Annotated in this window: 12 protein-coding genes and 1 pseudogene; 7 read left to right on the top strand and 6 right to left on the bottom strand. The window is 49.5% G+C overall.

Going from position 1 to position 16,760, the window contains the following annotated elements; translation table 11 throughout:
* Positions 1-16: 16 nt before the first annotated feature.
* The 3 genes from LC508_RS27890 (at position 17) to LC508_RS27900 (ending at position 2,267) form a co-directional block, all read left to right on the top strand.
* Positions 17-934 (top strand): helix-turn-helix transcriptional regulator, encoded by a 918-nt coding sequence (locus LC508_RS27890; RefSeq protein WP_054353008.1) that lies wholly within the window; start codon positions 17-19, stop codon positions 932-934.
* Positions 935-1,055: 121 nt separating this feature from the next.
* The gene (locus LC508_RS27895; protein ID WP_054353009.1) at positions 1,056-1,511 is read left to right on the top strand and encodes a GyrI-like domain-containing protein; all 456 of its coding nucleotides are present in this window, start codon (positions 1,056-1,058) and stop codon (positions 1,509-1,511) included.
* Between the two features lie 153 nt (positions 1,512-1,664).
* On the top strand, positions 1,665-2,267 hold the full coding sequence (locus tag LC508_RS27900; protein WP_103731941.1) for a peptidylprolyl isomerase: 603 nt from the start codon (positions 1,665-1,667) through the stop codon (positions 2,265-2,267).
* A gap of 74 nt (positions 2,268-2,341) precedes the next feature.
* Here LC508_RS27900 and LC508_RS27905 read toward each other — a convergent pair whose 3' ends face one another.
* On the bottom strand, positions 2,342-3,217 hold the full coding sequence (locus tag LC508_RS27905) for a hypothetical protein (RefSeq protein ID WP_146051694.1): 876 nt from the start codon (positions 3,215-3,217) through the stop codon (positions 2,342-2,344).
* Positions 3,218-3,375: 158 nt separating this feature from the next.
* Positions 3,376-4,965, bottom strand: coding sequence for a DEAD/DEAH box helicase (locus LC508_RS27910; RefSeq protein WP_033139333.1), 1,590 nt, complete (start codon positions 4,963-4,965; stop codon positions 3,376-3,378).
* 348 nt (positions 4,966-5,313) lie between these two features.
* Here LC508_RS27910 and LC508_RS27915 point away from each other — a divergent pair, with 348 nt between their 5' ends.
* A complete protein-coding gene (locus LC508_RS27915; RefSeq protein WP_103731944.1) occupies positions 5,314-7,689 on the top strand; it encodes a glycoside hydrolase family 31 protein in 2,376 nt (791 codons plus the stop codon).
* Positions 7,690-7,755: 66 nt separating this feature from the next.
* Here the strand turns inward: LC508_RS27915 and LC508_RS27920 are convergent, their stop codons facing one another.
* Positions 7,756-8,712, bottom strand: a complete 957-nt coding sequence (locus tag LC508_RS27920; protein ID WP_033139326.1) for an alpha/beta hydrolase — start codon at positions 8,710-8,712, stop codon at positions 7,756-7,758.
* 98 nt (positions 8,713-8,810) lie between these two features.
* Positions 8,811-9,935, bottom strand: a complete 1,125-nt coding sequence (locus LC508_RS27925) for an aldo/keto reductase (protein WP_033139327.1) — start codon at positions 9,933-9,935, stop codon at positions 8,811-8,813.
* Positions 9,936-10,192: 257 nt separating this feature from the next.
* Here LC508_RS27925 and LC508_RS27930 point away from each other — a divergent pair, with 257 nt between their 5' ends.
* Positions 10,193-11,377, top strand: a complete 1,185-nt coding sequence (locus tag LC508_RS27930; protein WP_033139335.1) for an iron-containing alcohol dehydrogenase — start codon at positions 10,193-10,195, stop codon at positions 11,375-11,377.
* A gap of 130 nt (positions 11,378-11,507) precedes the next feature.
* Positions 11,508-12,257, top strand: a complete 750-nt coding sequence (locus tag LC508_RS27935) for a NifB/NifX family molybdenum-iron cluster-binding protein (protein ID WP_033139328.1) — start codon at positions 11,508-11,510, stop codon at positions 12,255-12,257.
* 85 nt (positions 12,258-12,342) lie between these two features.
* On the opposite strand, the gene LC508_RS27940 is transcribed toward LC508_RS27935, so the two are convergent.
* Together LC508_RS27940 and LC508_RS28675 are read right to left on the bottom strand one after the other, a co-directional pair.
* Entirely contained in the window at positions 12,343-12,852 is a 510-nt protein-coding gene (locus LC508_RS27940; protein ID WP_103732449.1) for a superoxide dismutase family protein, read from the bottom strand.
* Positions 12,849-13,088: pseudogene (locus LC508_RS28675) on the bottom strand (manganese catalase family protein); the annotation flags it as partial. The gene LC508_RS27940 and the pseudogene LC508_RS28675, both read right to left, overlap by 4 nt.
* A gap of 208 nt (positions 13,089-13,296) precedes the next feature.
* Between LC508_RS28675 and LC508_RS27950 the strand changes: the two are divergent.
* Positions 13,297-16,743: a VaFE repeat-containing surface-anchored protein gene (locus LC508_RS27950; RefSeq protein ID WP_103732448.1), complete on the top strand. Its 3,447-nt coding sequence runs from the start codon at positions 13,297-13,299 to the stop codon at positions 16,741-16,743.
* Positions 16,744-16,760: the final 17 nt, after the last annotated feature.

Consider the following 16,760-nt stretch of genomic DNA (forward strand, 5'->3'; position numbering starts at 1 on the left):
AATATGAGGTAAAGAGATGAAAATAGACAGGCTGATCGGCATACTCTCTATATTGCTGCAGCAGGATAAGGTTACAGCCCCTTATTTGGCAGAAAAATTTGAGGTTTCCAGACGGACCATTAACCGGGATGTGGAGGATATCTGCAAGGCGGGGATTCCGCTGGTCACGATCCAGGGGCAGAACGGCGGCATTTCCATTATGGAGGGATACCGGCTGGATAAGACGCTTCTGACTTCCGGGGACATGCAGTCCATTCTGGCAGGGCTCAGGAGCCTGGACAGTGTGGCGGGAACTAACCGGTATCAGCTTCTAATGGAGAAGCTGTCCGTGGGAAGCCGGGACGTGCTCACCAGCAATGACCATATCAGAATTGATCTGTCCTCCTGGTATAAATCCGCCCTTGCGCCAAAGATAGAACGGATACAAAATGCCATTGAAGCCTGCCGCCTCATAAGCTTCCGGTATTATTCCCCAAGGGGAGAGGGGGAGCGGGAGATTGAGCCGTATCTTCTGATTTTTCAGTGGTCTTCCTGGTATGTGTGGGGATACTGCAGGCAGAGAAACGATTACCGGATGTTCAAATTAAACCGTATGGACAGTCTTCGGGATACAGGCGGGAAGTTTGAAAAAAGGCAGCTCCCTGACTGTGACTGGTCCCCCAGGCGTATCTATCCCGCTTCCATCCATGTGAAGGTACGGTGTGCATCCGGTATGAAATGGCGTCTCATTGAAGAGTACGGGGTGGAGTGTTTTACAGAACAGGAGGATGGATTCCTGCTGTTTGAATCAGATTTTGTGGACAGGAACAGTCTTTATGGATGGCTTTTAAGTTTTGGGGAACAGATAGAGCTTCTGGAACCGGAAGAGCTGCGGAAGGAACTGGCGGACATGTTCGGCAGAATGCAGAGACGTTATCAAAAAGAAACGGAATAATCCCGGCAATGATGACAGACAGTTGTCATGGTTCATCTGTTATAGTAGCCTTATCCCGTATCCGGCGGTTCCTGCGGGTTCTGTCCGGGCCGGAAAATCAGAAGAGATGAGGCTGTTATAAATGGAATATGAAATTGTGGAATTGGAAGAGAAAAAGGTTTTTGGCCTGAGAGCACGTACGAATAACCAGGCACCTGATGTGGGAGCCGTGATCGGCGGACTCTGGGATAGATTTTTTGTGCAGGGAATCCACGATACGATACCGGATAAGTGCAGCGGAATGCCGCTGGGGATTTATTCCGGATATGCCGGAGGGATTCTGGAGGATTATGATTTTACCGCGGGGTGCGAGACAGATGCTGAAGGGGAGGCACCGGAAGGTATGGTGAGCCTGCGGATTCCTGCGGGCAGATATGCCAGATTTACAGTAAAAGGCCATATGCAGCGTGCAGTGGCGGCATTCTGGCAGGAGCTGTGGAAAATGGATCTGGACAGGGTATTCGGCGCAGATTTTGAAGAATACCGGAATCAGGATGTGGAGAACGCAGTCATTTATATTTATATAGGTCTGAAATAAAAATAAGAAGCTCAGTCTTTTCCGGGGACGAAAAATATGGTATACTGGCGTTGTTGTCCGCAGATGCATTTTGCGGCCAAAATATAGACCATAATATAAGACAATATGGCCGGAGAACGTGATATTCCGGTCAAAACAGGAAGGGCATGAGATATGAAAAAATGGAACTGTTTACTTGCGGCAGTGACTCTGGCACTGTCTGTTCTGCTGACAGGATGCGGCGGACAGCAGGAGGAGCCGGTCAGCCAGGCATCACCTGAAGACCTGCATCATGTGAAGATCCATATAAAGGATTACGGCACCATCTCTGTGGAGCTGGACAGCTCGGCGGCGCCTGTGACCGTGGAAAATTTTATGGATCTGGCCGGGGAGGGTTTCTACGATGGCCTGACTTTTCACAGGATCATCAAGGGATTCATGATCCAGGGCGGTGACCCGAAGGGAGACGGCACCGGCGGTGCGGATCAGACCATCAAAGGTGAGTTTTCCAAAAACGGAGTCAACAATCCTCTGAAGCATACGAGAGGAACCATCTCCATGGCACGTTCCAGCGATATGGACAGCGCCAGTTCCCAGTTTTTTATTGTACAGGAGACATCCTCACATCTGGACAAGGAATATGCCGCTTTCGGTCATGTGACAGAAGGCATGGATGTTGTGGACAAAATCTGTGATGAGGTGAAAACAACGGACAGTAACGGAAGTGTGGCGCCGGAGGACCAGCCGGTCATAGAGAGCGTAGAAGTGGTAGACTAGATTGTATTGAAAAGTAAAAACTGCCGCATCGGCGGACGGGAAGAATATTTCCCGGCAGCCGGTACGGCAGTTTTTTACTGCAAGATATTGGAACGGAACAGATACGTGTCACCGCTTCTCTCCAGCGTCAGCGCAGTGTGAATGTCGCCGCTCTCAGTCTGGCAGTCAAGATAGTACATGCCGTCCTCTGTCCATCCGCTGGTGCAGAGAAAGGTCACACGGTTGGTGTCTCCGTGCTGGACATAATAACTGTCAAACTGTTCCAGATAAGTCCAGCTAAAGCGGCTGACTTCGCTCAGGCTGATTCCCATCTTGCGCTGAAGAAAGTCCTCGATCTGCTGTGAGGTCAGATGTGTCACATCTGTAAAGACCGGTTCCCCCTCCGCTGCCTGCAGTGCGGCGCTTTCCTCAAAGGTAAGCGGTTCAGAACTCATACCTGCGCCGGTGTATAAAACCTGATCCAGGTCAACCTCCTGAGGAACGCTGTAGGTAGAGCACAGAAAACCGTAATTCTCCATGTCACTGACAAAGGCGGAGAAAGCGTCCAGTTCCTCTGCAGTCAGATCACGGCGTTCTTCCGTGCCTGCCAAAGGGTCCGGAATCTCCTGAGGGCCGGTCTGGGTGCTGCCCGGAACTTCTGTCTCCGCTGACTCTGCAGGGACTTCTGTCTCCTGGGAAGGTTCCCCGTATGACTGCGGCGTACCGGCATTGTTCTCCCCGTTATTCAGTGTAATGCCCTTTCCGTCCAGTATTTTTACGGTGCTTTTCGGAGCTTCCGTATTCTCTTCCTTCGTATCTTTGTCAGAAGGAGAATCCTTTTTCGTCTCTGCGGCCGCCTCCGTCTTCTTGGATGCTTCTTCTGCCTGACGGCTGCCGCAGCCGCTTACTGAAAAAAGCATGGCGGAAACCAGGATGGCCGAGAGCATCCGTGCTGCAATTTTTTTCTTCATTGGTATACCCCCTTTTGCCGGCAGCATGTAAATGCTGTATTTCGGCATAAAAATAATGTCTGTATCCCCTTATTTTATCAGGATACAGACATTTTAACATACGATCGGATGATTGTACACCCTTTCGGGTGTTATGCAAATCACGGCAGATGTTTTTCTTATCTTTGATTTGCAGGTTCAATGGCTATGGTATTTCCTTTGATCTTGGCGGTCTTCATGGCATTCAGCACATCTTTGGCATACTCTCTGGGAACCTCCACAAAGGTGTATTTGTCAAACATATCAATGCTACCGATAAGTTTGCCGGGCATTCCGCTTTCCCCTGCAATGGCGCCCAGGATATCTCCGGGACGGACACGCTGTTTTTTACCGATATTGATGAAGAGGCGGACCATGCCGGGCTCCTCAGCTCCGGTGTCACCGAAATCCACAACTTCCTCGTCCGGCTCCTCCTGCACCATGCCCATGTACATTTTCAGCAGGGCAGCAGCCAGGTCCAGAGTTGTGTAGTCAGAGTTGTTGACTTTCTCATCAATGGCATCGATCATGAGAGAAAGATTTTCTCTTTCAATGACAGAGTCCACATTTTCCAGAATGTTTTCCATTTTGGTGTTGGCAACATCGTTTAAGGAAGGTACCTTCTGCGCATAGATTTTTGTCTTGCAGTAGCGCTGGATCTCTTTTAATTTGTAGAGCTCCCTTCCGCTGGCGAAGGTAAAGGCACGGCCTTCTCTTCCTGCACGTCCGGTACGTCCGATACGGTGAACATAGTATTCATCGTCCTGGGGGAGATCATAATTAAATACAGCTTCAATGTCATCCACATCAATGCCGCGGGCAGCTACATCTGTGGCAACCAGAATGTCGGTTCTTCCTTTTCGGAAGCTCTGCATCACGCGGTCACGCTGGGCCTGTTTCATATCTCCGTGCAGGCCGGCAGCGAAGTAGCCCCTGCCGATCAGGGCATTGACCAGGAGGTCAACCTGCTTCTTCGTATTGCAGAACACTACGGAGAGTCTTGGGGAATAGAGGTCCAGAAGACGGGAGAGCACTTCCTCCTTGTTCTTTGGCTTTACATCATAGTAGAACTGTTCAATATTGGGAACGGTCAGTTCTTTTTTCGTCACCTTAATGACCTCAGCGTCCTTCTGGAACTTCTTGGTGATCTCCAGGATGGGTTTGGGCATGGTGGCGGAGAAGAGTACCGTCTGGCGTTCTTCCGGAACTCCGCTTAAAATGGTCTCGATGTCTTCGCGGAATCCCATGTTGAGCATCTCGTCCGCCTCGTCCAGGACAACGGTGTGCACATCTTCCATTTTCAGGGTTTTTCTGCGCATGTGGTCCATGACACGGCCCGGGGTACCGATGATAAGCTGTGTTCCGCTTTTCAGGGAACGGATCTGTTTTACGATGTCCTGGCCGCCGTAGATGGGGAGCACTTTGATGCCGTGCAGGTATTTTGCCAGATTACGGATCTCATCCGCCACCTGAATGGCAAGCTCTCTTGTGGGACAGAGTACAATGGCCTGGAGTTTCTTGTTTTTAATATCTATCTTCTGCAAAAGAGGGATACCAAAGGCTGCGGTTTTTCCTGTTCCGGTCTGTGCCTGGCCGATAATATCACGGCCGCTTATCATTGCAGGAATCGCTTTGGCCTGAATGGGGGAGGCCTCCTCAAAACCCATGTATCTCACTGCTTTTTCAATTTCCGGGAATAAATCCAATTCTTCAAATTTCGTTGTTTCCATATAAAATAAATAATCCTTTCTATCGGGGGACTGCCCCGAATCCTTCATTATATAAAGGTTCGTCACGCTGAAATGTGCTGCTGCATGAAAAAGGGGTGTCGCATAAGCGCAGTAAATGCTTATCGCGGCACCCTCTTATACACAATCAGCAGCTTACATCATACCAGAATCAGAAACCAATGTCAATTAGAAGATATCGACAGGATAAAGAGGCAAAAATGACGATATTGCATAAAAACAGCAGGTTTTCTTAAAAAACCTTTGCGGGTATTATACAAAACAATTACAATAAAGGAAAACGGAGAGAGAACTCCGGAAGAAAAAAAATTTTACAGGAGAGGATCAGACATGAGCGGAATCAATGAAAAGCTGGAAGCAAGGCCGATGGCCAGAAAAGAAAGCATTATTCAGGGGGAAAACTACAGAATCACAGTTCTGACGGAATCTCTTCTGCGTCTGGAATACAGCAGAGACGGAAGTTTTGAGGACAGGGCAACCCAGACAGTTCTCAACCGGGATTTTCCGGTGCCTGTATTCAAGGTGTCAGAGACAGAGGGGGAACTGAAAATCTTTACCAGTGCCCTGGAGCTTACCTACAACAAACAGGAATTTGCCCCAAACGGTCTTTTTATCAAAGTGACAGGCGGAAAATCCAATGAGACGAACTGGCATTATAAGGACCCTGTAAAAGATCTGGGAGGAACAGCACGCACTCTGGACGAGGCGGACGGGGCTATTCCTCTGGAAAGCGGTGTGGTGTCGAGAAACGGATTTTCCATTGTGGATGACAGCCGCAGTATGGCAGTTACAGAGGATGGATGGGTGGACTTGCGTCCGGAGGGAAGTATTGATCTCTATTTCTTCGGCTATGGCCACAGGTATCAGGAGGCAGTAAAGGACCTCTACTATCTCTGCGGCAGAACACCACTGCTGCCCCGATGGGTGTTCGGAAACTGGTGGAGCCGCTATCACAGATACACAGAGCAGGAATACAAGGAGCTGATGGAGCGTTTTGAGCGGGAGCGGATTCCCTTCTCAGTGGCCGTTGTGGATATGGACTGGCATCTGGTGGATATTGATCCGAAATACGGAAGCGGCTGGACCGGATATACCTGGAACCGTGAGTTTTTCCCGGACCCAAAAGAGTTTATGGACTGGCTTCACAGCAGAAATATGAAGATCACACTGAATGTACATCCTGCGGACGGGGTACGTGCCTATGAGGAGGCCTACGAGCGGGTGGCGAAACGTATGGGAATAGATCCAAAAAGCGGGGAGCCGGTGCCGTTTGATGTGACGGACAGGCATTTTCTGGAGGTGTACTTTGAGGAGCTGCATCATCCTCTGGAGGACGAGGGCGTTGATTTCTGGTGGCTGGACTGGCAGCAGGGAACCGTCACAAAGATTCCGGGACTGGATCCGCTTTGGATGCTGAACCATTTTCATTATCTGGACAGTGCCAGGAGAGGAAAACGGCGTCTCACCTTTTCCAGATATGCCGGAATCGGAAGCCACAGATACCCCATCGGATTTTCCGGTGATACGGTTATTTCCTGGGAGAGCCTGAGATTCCAGCCCTACTTTACCGCAACTGCCAGCAATGCAGGATATGGGTGGTGGAGCCACGACATCGGAGGCCATATGCACGGGGTTCGCGATGATGAGATGACTGCCCGATGGGTGCAGTTAGGTGTATTTTCACCGCTGAACCGCCTGCACAGCACGGATAATCCTTTCAATGGCAAGGAACCATGGAAATATAACAAGATCACGCAGAGCGTCATGGAAGAATTTCTTCGCCTGCGCCATAAATTAGTGCCGTATCTGTACACCATGAACCGTTACGCCAGCAGGGACGGCCAGCCTTTGGTGCGGCCTATGTACTGGCTGGAGCCGGAGAGGGAGGAGACTTACCATGTGCCGAATGAATATTATTTCGGAACAGAGCTGATCGCAGCACCTATCACAGATCCGGCAGATACCTGCACCTGTATGGGATGCGCGAAGGCATGGCTTCCAAAAGGCACCTGGTTTGATTTCTTTAACGGGCGCCGATATGAAGGCGGACGTCTGCTCTCTGTCTATAGATGTGTGGAGGAGATGCCGGTATTTGTCCGTGCCGGAGGCATTGTGCCCATGCAGGAGCTTCCGGAGCAGATGAATGATCTGAGTAATCCGCAGAATCTGGAGATCTGTATCTTCCCGGGAGCTGACGGCAGCTTTTCCCTCTGGGAGGATGAGGGGGATTCACCGGAGGATGCAGATGAAAACTGGGTCTGCACAGAGCTGACACAGAAAAACGGGGAGAGTTTCCTGATCTCTGCCGCGAAAGGAAATATTTCCGTGCTGCCTGAGAGAAGGACATGGACACTGCGCTTTAAAGGCGTGGAAAATGCTGCTGCAGAGGTGCTGGCAGACGGACAGGCCATGGAAGCAGTGCAGTCCTATGATGCCGATACACGAACCCTTACGGTCAGGGCAGAGGAAGTACCGGTGACAAGTGAGATTAAAGTCCGGTTTATAAAAGGGCTCATGATGGCTGAAAAGGATATGACAGGAAGTGTATATGAGATCCTGGAGCGTGCGCAGATTGCCTATGATGTAAAAGAGGCTGTGCTGAAAACCGTGGAGGAGCTGGGTGAGAGAGCAGTTCCGGCCCTTTTTGCCATGGAGCTGGAGGAACCGCTGCTGTGTGCGGTTACAGAAGTGCTGACCGCCTGCTGAGAAGAAATTTTTTAAAAAGACAGAAGAGCTGCTGTGCAGGAATTTATCCTGTACGGCAGCTCTTCTTTATATGATATATTTGTCCAGAAATCTGTCCACGGTACGGAAATACAGTTTGGGGTCAGTGGCACAGGACAGCGCATGTCCGGCACCGTCCACAACCAGCTTTTCCTTTTCGCATTTGGCCGCGTGGTACAGCTTGTTCAGCATGTAGAAGGGAACAAAGGTGTCCTTTGAGCCGTGAATGAAGAGGATGGGGCGGTTGCATTTTGCCACCTGCCGTATGGCACTGGCTTCCTTGAAGGAAAAACCGTAACGAATTCTGGAGGCCAGGGAGGACAGGTACAAAAAGGGGAAGGGCGGCAGGTGGAAATAATTGTGGATCTGCACGCTGAATTCTTCCCAGACACTGGTGTATCCGCAGTCCTCGATCACAGCCTTTACATTGGACGGAAGATTTTCGCCGGAAGTCATCATTACTGTTGCTGCGCCCATGGAAATGCCCATCAGGACTATCTGGGCCTTGGGGTCCTTTTGGCGGAGAAAGTCAATCCACTCCAGCACATCTTTTCTCTCCTGCCATCCCATACCGATGTATTTGCCTTCGCTGTCCCCGTGTCCTCTGGCATCGGGAAGAAGCACGGAATATCCTCTGTGCCAGAAGTGTCTGGCATACATGCCCAGCTCACAGCAGTTGTTGCGGTAGCCGTGGCATAGGATCACATAGCGTGTGCTTCCCGCCTGGATGGAGGGGAGAAACAGCCCGTTCAGCTTCATGCCGTCCCGGTTGATCAGAGTGACTGAGGAAGCTTCTTTCCGGATCCATTCCTTGCCTGGACGCAGGAAATCGCCCAGCGGATCAGGCTTGTCTGTATTTTTCCGCTCCGTCCGGTACATGGGAAATGTGCGGGAGAGGGCAAAACGCCTCAGAAAACTGGTGAGCACATAGGAGGCCCCTATACAGACACCTGCCCCTGCGACCGCGGCATGTTTTAAAGTTTTGGAAGATAATTTTTCCTTCATAGTATTATCAATACTCCTTTTCTCTTTCCGGCGTTTACAGTATATGAAAATCAGGAGGTGATTATTCGGTCAGGTCTGTGCATTGACTGTATAAAAAATCAAAGATTCTCCATGGCTTCCTTAACGCGTTCCAGATCGTCGCGGATGGACATGGCCTGGGGACAGACTTCCTCACATTTGCCGCATTTCTGGCAGTGGTCAGCCCGGGCATCTTCTTCCAGGTCATTAAAGTAGGCACGTTTGGCCTGTTCTTTATTTTCATACATGGACAAATCATTCCAGATGCGGAAATTCTGGGGGATGTTCACGCCAAAGGGACATGGCATACAGTATGCACATCCGGTACAGCCGTTTTTGGTGCGCTGTTTGATGGCAGTGGCAACATCAGCTACGATTTCCTTTTCCTGCAGGGAAAGCGGCGTAAAGTTCTCAAATGTGCTCAGGTTGTCCTCCACCTGTTCCATAGTGGTCATACCGCTTAAAACTACTTTTACATTGGGTTTGCTTGCCACCCAGCGAAGCGCCCAGGAGGAAATGCTGGCATTTGGTTTGTAATCCTTGAATGGTTCTGTGACGGAATCCGGCAGAGTGGCGAGAGAGCCGCCCTTGACAGGCTCCATGATCACCAGAGGGATACCCAGCTCCTGTGTCAGCTCGTAGCCTTTGTCACCGGCCTGTATGTCTGTGTCCACGTAGTTGTACTGGATCTGACAGAAGTCCCATTTGCGGTAAGTGGCTATGGTTTTAAAGGTTTCAAAATCATCGTGGAAGGAGAAGCCGAAAAACTTGATCTTTCCTTCTTTTTTCAGCTCTTCCATATAAGGGATGATACCCAGATTCAGGACATTCTGCCATTTTTCTTTGTCCAGGCAGTGAAGCAGGTAGAAGTCCACATAATCCACATCCAGACGGTCAAGCTGTTCCTGGAAAATACGTTTTGCGTCATCCAGGGTTTTTACATTCCATACGGGCAGTTTGGTTGCCAGATAGAAGCTTTTGCGGTCGTATTTTTTCAGGACTTTTCCTACAAAGGGTTCGCTGTCGCCGTTGTGGTATGGATAGGCTGTGTCTATGTAGGTGACTCCGGCCTTAAGTGCGCGGTCCAGCATTCTCTCAGCTTCCGCCTCGTCGATATTTCCGTCAGGTGTCTGCGGAAAGCGCATGCAGCCAAAGCCCAGAAGGGACGGAGATACGCCCAGATTTTCAAATTTACGGTATTCCATAGTGTAAAACCTCCTCGTTTCAGTCAAAATGGTTTCATTAGTAGCTGATATCTATTTTATCATTCTATGCAGGGGAATGACAAGAGATTTCCTGAATTATTAGGGGTTTTTCGTGGAAATGTGTGAAAAAATAAAGTATACTGAACTTAATGGCCAGAATGCGCAGGAATGTCCCAAAAAGGAGGGGCAGCCCAGGCACGTACCGCCTGGGAAAGCGCATGGAAGAACAGGAATTACGGGAGAAAAGGAGAGAAATTATGCAGGAATTTATTTATTACGCACCTACAGAAGTAGTGTTTGGAAAAGACGCGGAGAAGAAAACAGCAGAGGAAGTAAAAAAATGGGGCGGGAACAGGGTACTCCTTGTCTATGGCGGAGGCAGTGTGAAAAGAAGCGGGCTGCTTGACAGGATCGAAGCGGAACTTGAGAGGGCGGGGATCGCCTTCAAAGAGTGGGGCGGGGTGAAACCAAACCCGCGGCTGTCCTTTGCACAGGCAGGTGTGGAGGCTGCGGTTTCCTTTGGAGCAGACTTTATTCTGGCTGTGGGCGGGGGAAGCTCCATTGACACGGCAAAAGGGATCGCACACGGGACGGCGAATCCGGGAACTGCGCTCTGGGATATCTGGACACAGAAAGTGCCTCTGACAAAGAGCCTTCCTGTGGGAGTGGTTCTGACCATTGCGGCAGCGGGAAGTGAGATGAGTGATTCCGCGGTGCTGACAAATGAGGCCATTGGAAGGAAGCAGGGACTGAGTACGGATTTTAACCGGGTGAAATTTGCCATTATGAATCCGGAGCTTACCTACACGCTGCCAAAATATCAGGTGACATGCGGAATCGTGGATATTATGATGCATACCCTGGACCGGTATTTTACCCATACAAAGGGAAATCAGATGACAGACGAGATTGCGGAGGCGCTGTTGCGGACTGTCATTGAAAACGGGAGAAAGGCGTGGAAGGACCAGACGGATTACGAGGCCATGAGTGAGCTGATGTGGTGCAGCAGTCTTTCCCATAATGGAATTACGGGGCTTGGAGCGGAAAAAGATTTTGCACCCCATAAGATCGGACATGAGCTCAGCGCAAAATACGATGTGGCACACGGAGCCAGCCTGTCTGCTGTCTGGGAGTCCTGGGCACTGTATGTGTATATGGAGGAGCCGGGGCGGTTTGCGCAGTATGGAAGAAAGGTGTGGGGTGTGCAGGCGGAAGATGATGTGGCTGCTGCGAGAGAAGGGATAAGAAAAACGGTGGAATATTTCAGGGAACTGGGAATGCCGGTTTGTTTGGGAGAACTGGAGGCCGGGGTGCTGACGGAAGAAGAACTGGTGGATATGGCTGAGAGGGCAACGGGGAAGGATACGTTTACGGTGGCGAAGTTTAGGGAGCTGCATCAGAGGGATGTGTATGAAATATTGAAAGGGGCGAATCATTTGTGAGTTGAAAATGCGGACGGGCCGGGAGAAAAAACTTTTGAATACATAGTTGACATATGCTAATAACATGAGTATAATAAGCATATGTTAATAATGAATGCATGAGAAGTGAGAGGCTGCGGGAGGTGGAGAGATGCCGAGGCCGAGTAAGGAAAAGAGGATATGCAGGCTGCCGGGGTGCGGTTTTTTTGTGCCGGGTGAGGGTGGTCAGCCTACGCATCGGATACGGATGACAGTCGAGGAGTATGAGACGATTCGGCTGATTGATTATATGGGATATACCCAGGAAGAGTGTGCGGTGCAGATGGAAGTGGGAAGAGCCACTGTCCAGGCGGTCTATACGGAAGCCAGGAAGAAGCTGGCGCGTTTTCTGGTGGAGGCGTCATCTCTGGAAATCAGCGGCGGGAGCTACAGAATCTGCGGGCAGAGAGAACACCGGCAGAATGCGTGCGTTCAATCATTCAGGAGAGGAGATTCAAACATGAAGATTGCAGTGACATATGACAATGGAGAGGTATTTCAGCATTTTGGACACACAGAACAGTTCAAGGTATATGAGGTGGAGGACGGTAAGATCGTATCCTCTGAAGTGATAGATACCAATGGCAGCGGACATGGTGCCCTGGCCGGATTTCTGAATCAGTGCGGTGCTCAGGTGCTGATCTGCGGAGGTATCGGCGGTGGCGCAAGGAATGCGCTGGCAGAGGCAGGGATCCAGCTTTATCCCGGAGCATGCGGAGATGCGGATGCCCAGGTGGAGGCATTTCTGGCAGGAAGCCTGAATTATGATCCGGATACAGTCTGTGCACATCATGAGCATGAGCACGGAAGCGGCAGCTGCGGTGAGCATTCCCATGAGTGCGGCCATCACTGCGGAAATTAATTTTATACTCAAAGTCAGGAAAAAGGCATCGGCAGGTGAAGGTTCATCTGCGGATGCCTATTTTCATGGAATGAAATGCGGTGCTTTAATCTTCCAGATTGCTTTTTATTTCCCCGCACGCTATTTTGCTGCCGGAATCCCCTGAGGGCTGGGTTTTGAAGTCGTCAGGGTTTTCGTGGATCACAACCGTCCGGCCAATGATTTCCTCCGGGACGAACCGGTTGGTATAAAACATGGAAAGGGCATAGCCGTCATTTTCAAAGAGCGGAGGCAGATCTCCGGCGTGTTCCGGGTGCGGACAATCCTTTGGATTTAAATGGCTGCCGGTCAGTGGGAAATCCCCTTCTGCATTTTCTTCGCAGGAAGAACCTTCATGAATGTGAAAGGCGAAGATTTTTTCCCGGCAGGCAGCTTCCGATGTGGGAAGTCCGGCAACATCAGCAAGGACAACCGTACCTCCCCACAGCGGGAAAAAGTATACGAAACCTTTGATATGAGGATATTTTTTTCCACCGTAAACAAAGGCGTAAGCTTCCGGTGCAGTGGTGATCACCTTTTGCATGGCTTCCAATAATTCCCGGCGCATGAATGTCATTTGCTGCAGCCTGAATCGCAGCTGCATTTGGCAGGCATGTCAAAGCTGGGATTGAATGCATAGAAGTTTTTGAAATCCAGTTCTTCCTGAACGGAACGGAGGGTTTCACCGAAACGCTGGAAATGCACAACTTCTCTTTCACGCAGGAAACGGATGGGGTCCACAACATCCGGATCTCTGATGACACGCAGAATGTTGTCATAAGTGGTCCGCGCTTTCTGTTCTGCTGCAACCTCATAAGAACAACATAGGCGAAAAGCCTTATAAACACGTTGTTTTTCGTGGTACAGGCTTTCCCTTGCTGCAATTGCATAAGAACAAAAACTACATTATATAGAAGATAATACAAACTATCCTGCAAAAATTCCATAGTTTCGATAGACCGGACGTTCAGAAATGAGCGTCTATTTTTTTACCCCAAAATAAAAGGAGGATTTATTTCTTATGAAAAAGATTATGAACCGCCTGCTTGCTGGCGTACTTAGTCTGGCTGCGGTTTTCACAACCTTACCTGCTTCACAGGTGCAGGCTGCGGAAAAACAGTATTGGACGGACGCACAGGAAAAAGCAGGCTACGTGGAAAAGTTGATGAATGATGGCAGCATAGGCTCTACATTCCACGAGGGCATTATGCAGGTGGAGGGTGAAACCGCCTACTGTATTGACATCAACACGGATTTTATATCTGGTTACAAGACCCGAAGCGACGCAAGCACACGTATGAGTGCCGACCAGATTGCGGACGTAGCCCTCTCCTTGGAATACGTCAAACAGTATGCGGCCAGTCACAAGGAGCTGAATTACAAACAAGTCTATCTGTTAGAGCAATGCGTTGTCTGGCAGCGATTGAGCGTACACCTCGGCTGGCAGTGTGACAACGTAAGGGCTGCTTATGATGAAATAGGCAAAGCAGTACAAAATGAGGTCTACGCTGGCGCAAAGGCTTTCGTCAAAGAAAACAAAGGCCGCTATGAGTGCGGGGGCTATATCTATACTGGCAACGGGCAGGACTTGGGACAGTTTTGGGCGAAGCTGGCGGTGGGAAATGCCACCTTGCAAAAATCATCAGCGAACACAGGACTTACAGAGGGCAGCACAATCTATTCTGTGGCAGGTGCGACCTATGGCGTGTTTGCCGACAAAGGCTGCACGGACAGGATTGCTACCCTTACCACAGATAAAAATGGGAACACGGAAACTGTGGAAGTCAAAGCTGGTACGGTCTATATCAAGGAACTGTCTGCACCAGCAGGCTTCACACTGGACAAAAACGTGTATCCATTGACCGTCAAGGCTGGAAAGACCGCTACCTTGAAAGTCAGTGATACCCCAAAGGCCACAACTACCCTTATTGAGCTGTTTAAGATTGATATGGATACTTCAAAATCTGTGCCACAGGGAAACGCTTCTTTAGAGGGTGCAGAGTTCACATGGAATTTCTATGCTGGCTACTACAACAAAGACAATCTTCCGAAACAGCCTACCCGTACATGGATAACAAAGACGGTGGCTGAAAAAGGCAGCGACGGTAACATTCATTACATCACAAAGCTGGCTGACAGCTACAAGGTATCTGGCGACAGCTTCTACACACAGAATGGCGTTCCATGCCTGCCGCTTGGTACTCTGACTGTATCCGAAAGTAAGAGTCCGACAGGTTACTTACTGGACGGTGCATTTTTACAGGCAGATGGCAGCGAGGAACAGATAAAAGGTATGTATCTGACACAGATTACCGAAGATGGGGAGCTGGCTGTCCTTACAGGCAGCAACCAATACTCCGTATCAGAAAAGGTTATCCGTGGCGGCGTGAAAATCCAGAAAAGAGATTATGAAACAAAGGATACCAAACCACAGGGCGGTGCAACCTTAAAGGACACTGCTTTTTCGATTACTTCCTTAAATGACAATGCAGTACTGGTAGACGGAAAGCTCTATCAGAAAAACGAGGTGGTAAAGACAATCCTCACAGGGATTGACGGTATCGCTTCTACTGCTGCGGATACTTTACCCTATGGAAAATACCGCATTGATGAAAGTAAAAGCCCGACAGGATACTTGAAAGATGGTGCAAAACCTATCGAATTTGAAATCAAGGAGAATGGAAAAATCGTGGATTTGACTGGTGAGGATACTTCCATCTATAACCAGATTAAGCGTGGCGACATTGAGGGCGTGAAAATCGGTGACGGTACACACAAGCGTCTTGCGGACGTACCGTTTCGGATCACCAGCAAGACGACTGAGGAGAGCCATATTATCGTGACAGATAAAAATGGGCAGTTTTCCACTGCTTCTGACTGGGTATCCCACAAACAGAATACCAATAAAGGAACGTCCAGCGAGGACGGTATCTGGTTTGGAACGTCTGAACCAGACGACTCCAAAGGTGCGCTTCTCTATGATACCTACATGGTTGAAGAACTCCGCTGCGAAAGCAACAAAGGCTTCAAGCTCATTCCTGCTTTTGAGATTGTGGTGTCCAGAAACAACACGGTCGTTGATTTAGGCACGCTTACAGACGACTACGAAAAAGAGCTTTCTATCCATACCACCGCTGCCAGCAAAGACGGTGAAAAGTCAATCACTGCTGCCAAAGAGGTCACTATCGTGGATACCGTTGCTTTGGACGGTCTGAAAAAAGGCACAAAGTACCAGCTCAAGGGCTGGCAGATGGATAAAGCTGAAAATGCTGAACTTCTCATTGATGGCAAGCGTGTGGAGAATGAATACACATTCACTGCTGACGGTGAGGAAATGAAAATCAAAATGGAATACACGTTCAATGCTTCTGCTCTTGGCGGCAGGGATTTGGTGACTTTTGAGGAACTTTACGACCTGTCCGACAAAAACGAGCCTGTCAAGGTTGCGGAGCATAAAGACATCACAGACGACGGGCAGACGGTTTCTGTCAAGGAACGTATCATCAAAATCCACACCACTGCTGCGGACAAGGAAACTGGTGAAAAATCAATCGTTGCTGGCAAAGAGGTCACAATCGTGGACACTGTTACTTTAAGCGGTCTGGAAGTAGGTTCAAAATACCAGCTCAAGGGCTGGCAGATGGACAAGGCCGAAAATGCCGAGCTTCTCATTGATGGCAAGCGTGTGGAGAGTGATTACACATTTACTGCCGATAAAGAGGAAATGAAAGTGGAGGTTGTCTTTACATTCAACGCTTCTGCCCTTGGCGGCAAGAACTTGGTGACATTCGAGGAACTCTATGACGTAACCAATCCCGATAAGCCTGTAAAGGTCACAGAGCATAAAGACATAGAGGACGAGGGACAGACGGTTCTTATCACCGAGCGTATCATCAAAATCCACACGTCCGCTGCCAGCATGGACGGTGAAAAAGTCGTGGAAGCTGGCAAAGAGGTCACAATCGTGGATACCGTCACTTTAGATGGTCTGGAAGTGGGCACAAAATACCAGCTCAAAGGCTGGCAGATGGACAAAGGCAAAAATGCCGAGCTGCTCATTGACGGGAAACCTGTGGAAAATGAGCTTACATTCACTGCAACCGATACCAAAATGGAGCTGGAAATCAAGTTTACTTTCGACGCTTCTTCCCTTGGAGGTAAGCAGTTAGTCACATTCGAGGAACTTTACGACGTAACCAATCCAGATAAGCCTGTAAAGGTCACAGAACATAAGGATATTGAGGACAAGGGACAGACAGTGGCTATCAAGGAAGTGCCAGAAGAACCAGCGAAACCAGAGCAGCCAGAAACACCAGCTACCCCTAGCCATAAGCCAACGGACTCCCCAAAAACAGGCGACAACACGAATGTGGCTGGCTTTGCTCTCATGCTTGGACTTTCTGCGGTTGGCCTTGCATTTGCAGCCTATAAGAAACGCTATACTATGAAGCATGGCACGGATAAGTAGTATCTGAGGTATCTGCC

Source organism: Blautia parvula (genome assembly GCF_020215665.1).
In the GTDB taxonomy this organism is placed as follows: Bacteria; Bacillota; Clostridia; order Lachnospirales; family Lachnospiraceae; genus Blautia; species Blautia celeris.

Excerpts from the sequence above, each read along its gene's own strand:
- LC508_RS27890 (WP_054353008.1), top strand. The coding sequence starts at position 17 with ATGAAAATAGACAGGCTGATCGGCATACTCTCTATATTGCTGCAGCAG.
- LC508_RS27895 (WP_054353009.1), top strand. The coding sequence starts at position 1,056 with ATGGAATATGAAATTGTGGAATTGGAAGAGAAAAAGGTTTTTGGCCTG.
- LC508_RS27900 (WP_103731941.1), top strand. The coding sequence starts at position 1,665 with ATGAAAAAATGGAACTGTTTACTTGCGGCAGTGACTCTGGCACTGTCT.
- LC508_RS27905 (WP_146051694.1), bottom strand. The coding sequence starts at position 3,217 with ATGAAGAAAAAAATTGCAGCACGGATGCTCTCGGCCATCCTGGTTTCC.
- LC508_RS27910 (WP_033139333.1), bottom strand. The coding sequence starts at position 4,965 with ATGGAAACAACGAAATTTGAAGAATTGGATTTATTCCCGGAAATTGAA.
- LC508_RS27915 (WP_103731944.1), top strand. The coding sequence starts at position 5,314 with ATGAGCGGAATCAATGAAAAGCTGGAAGCAAGGCCGATGGCCAGAAAA.
- LC508_RS27920 (WP_033139326.1), bottom strand. The coding sequence starts at position 8,712 with ATGAAGGAAAAATTATCTTCCAAAACTTTAAAACATGCCGCGGTCGCA.
- LC508_RS27925 (WP_033139327.1), bottom strand. The coding sequence starts at position 9,935 with ATGGAATACCGTAAATTTGAAAATCTGGGCGTATCTCCGTCCCTTCTG.
- LC508_RS27930 (WP_033139335.1), top strand. The coding sequence starts at position 10,193 with ATGCAGGAATTTATTTATTACGCACCTACAGAAGTAGTGTTTGGAAAA.
- LC508_RS27935 (WP_033139328.1), top strand. The coding sequence starts at position 11,508 with ATGCCGAGGCCGAGTAAGGAAAAGAGGATATGCAGGCTGCCGGGGTGC.
- LC508_RS27940 (WP_103732449.1), bottom strand. The coding sequence starts at position 12,852 with ATGACATTCATGCGCCGGGAATTATTGGAAGCCATGCAAAAGGTGATC.
- LC508_RS27950 (WP_103732448.1), top strand. The coding sequence starts at position 13,297 with ATGAAAAAGATTATGAACCGCCTGCTTGCTGGCGTACTTAGTCTGGCT.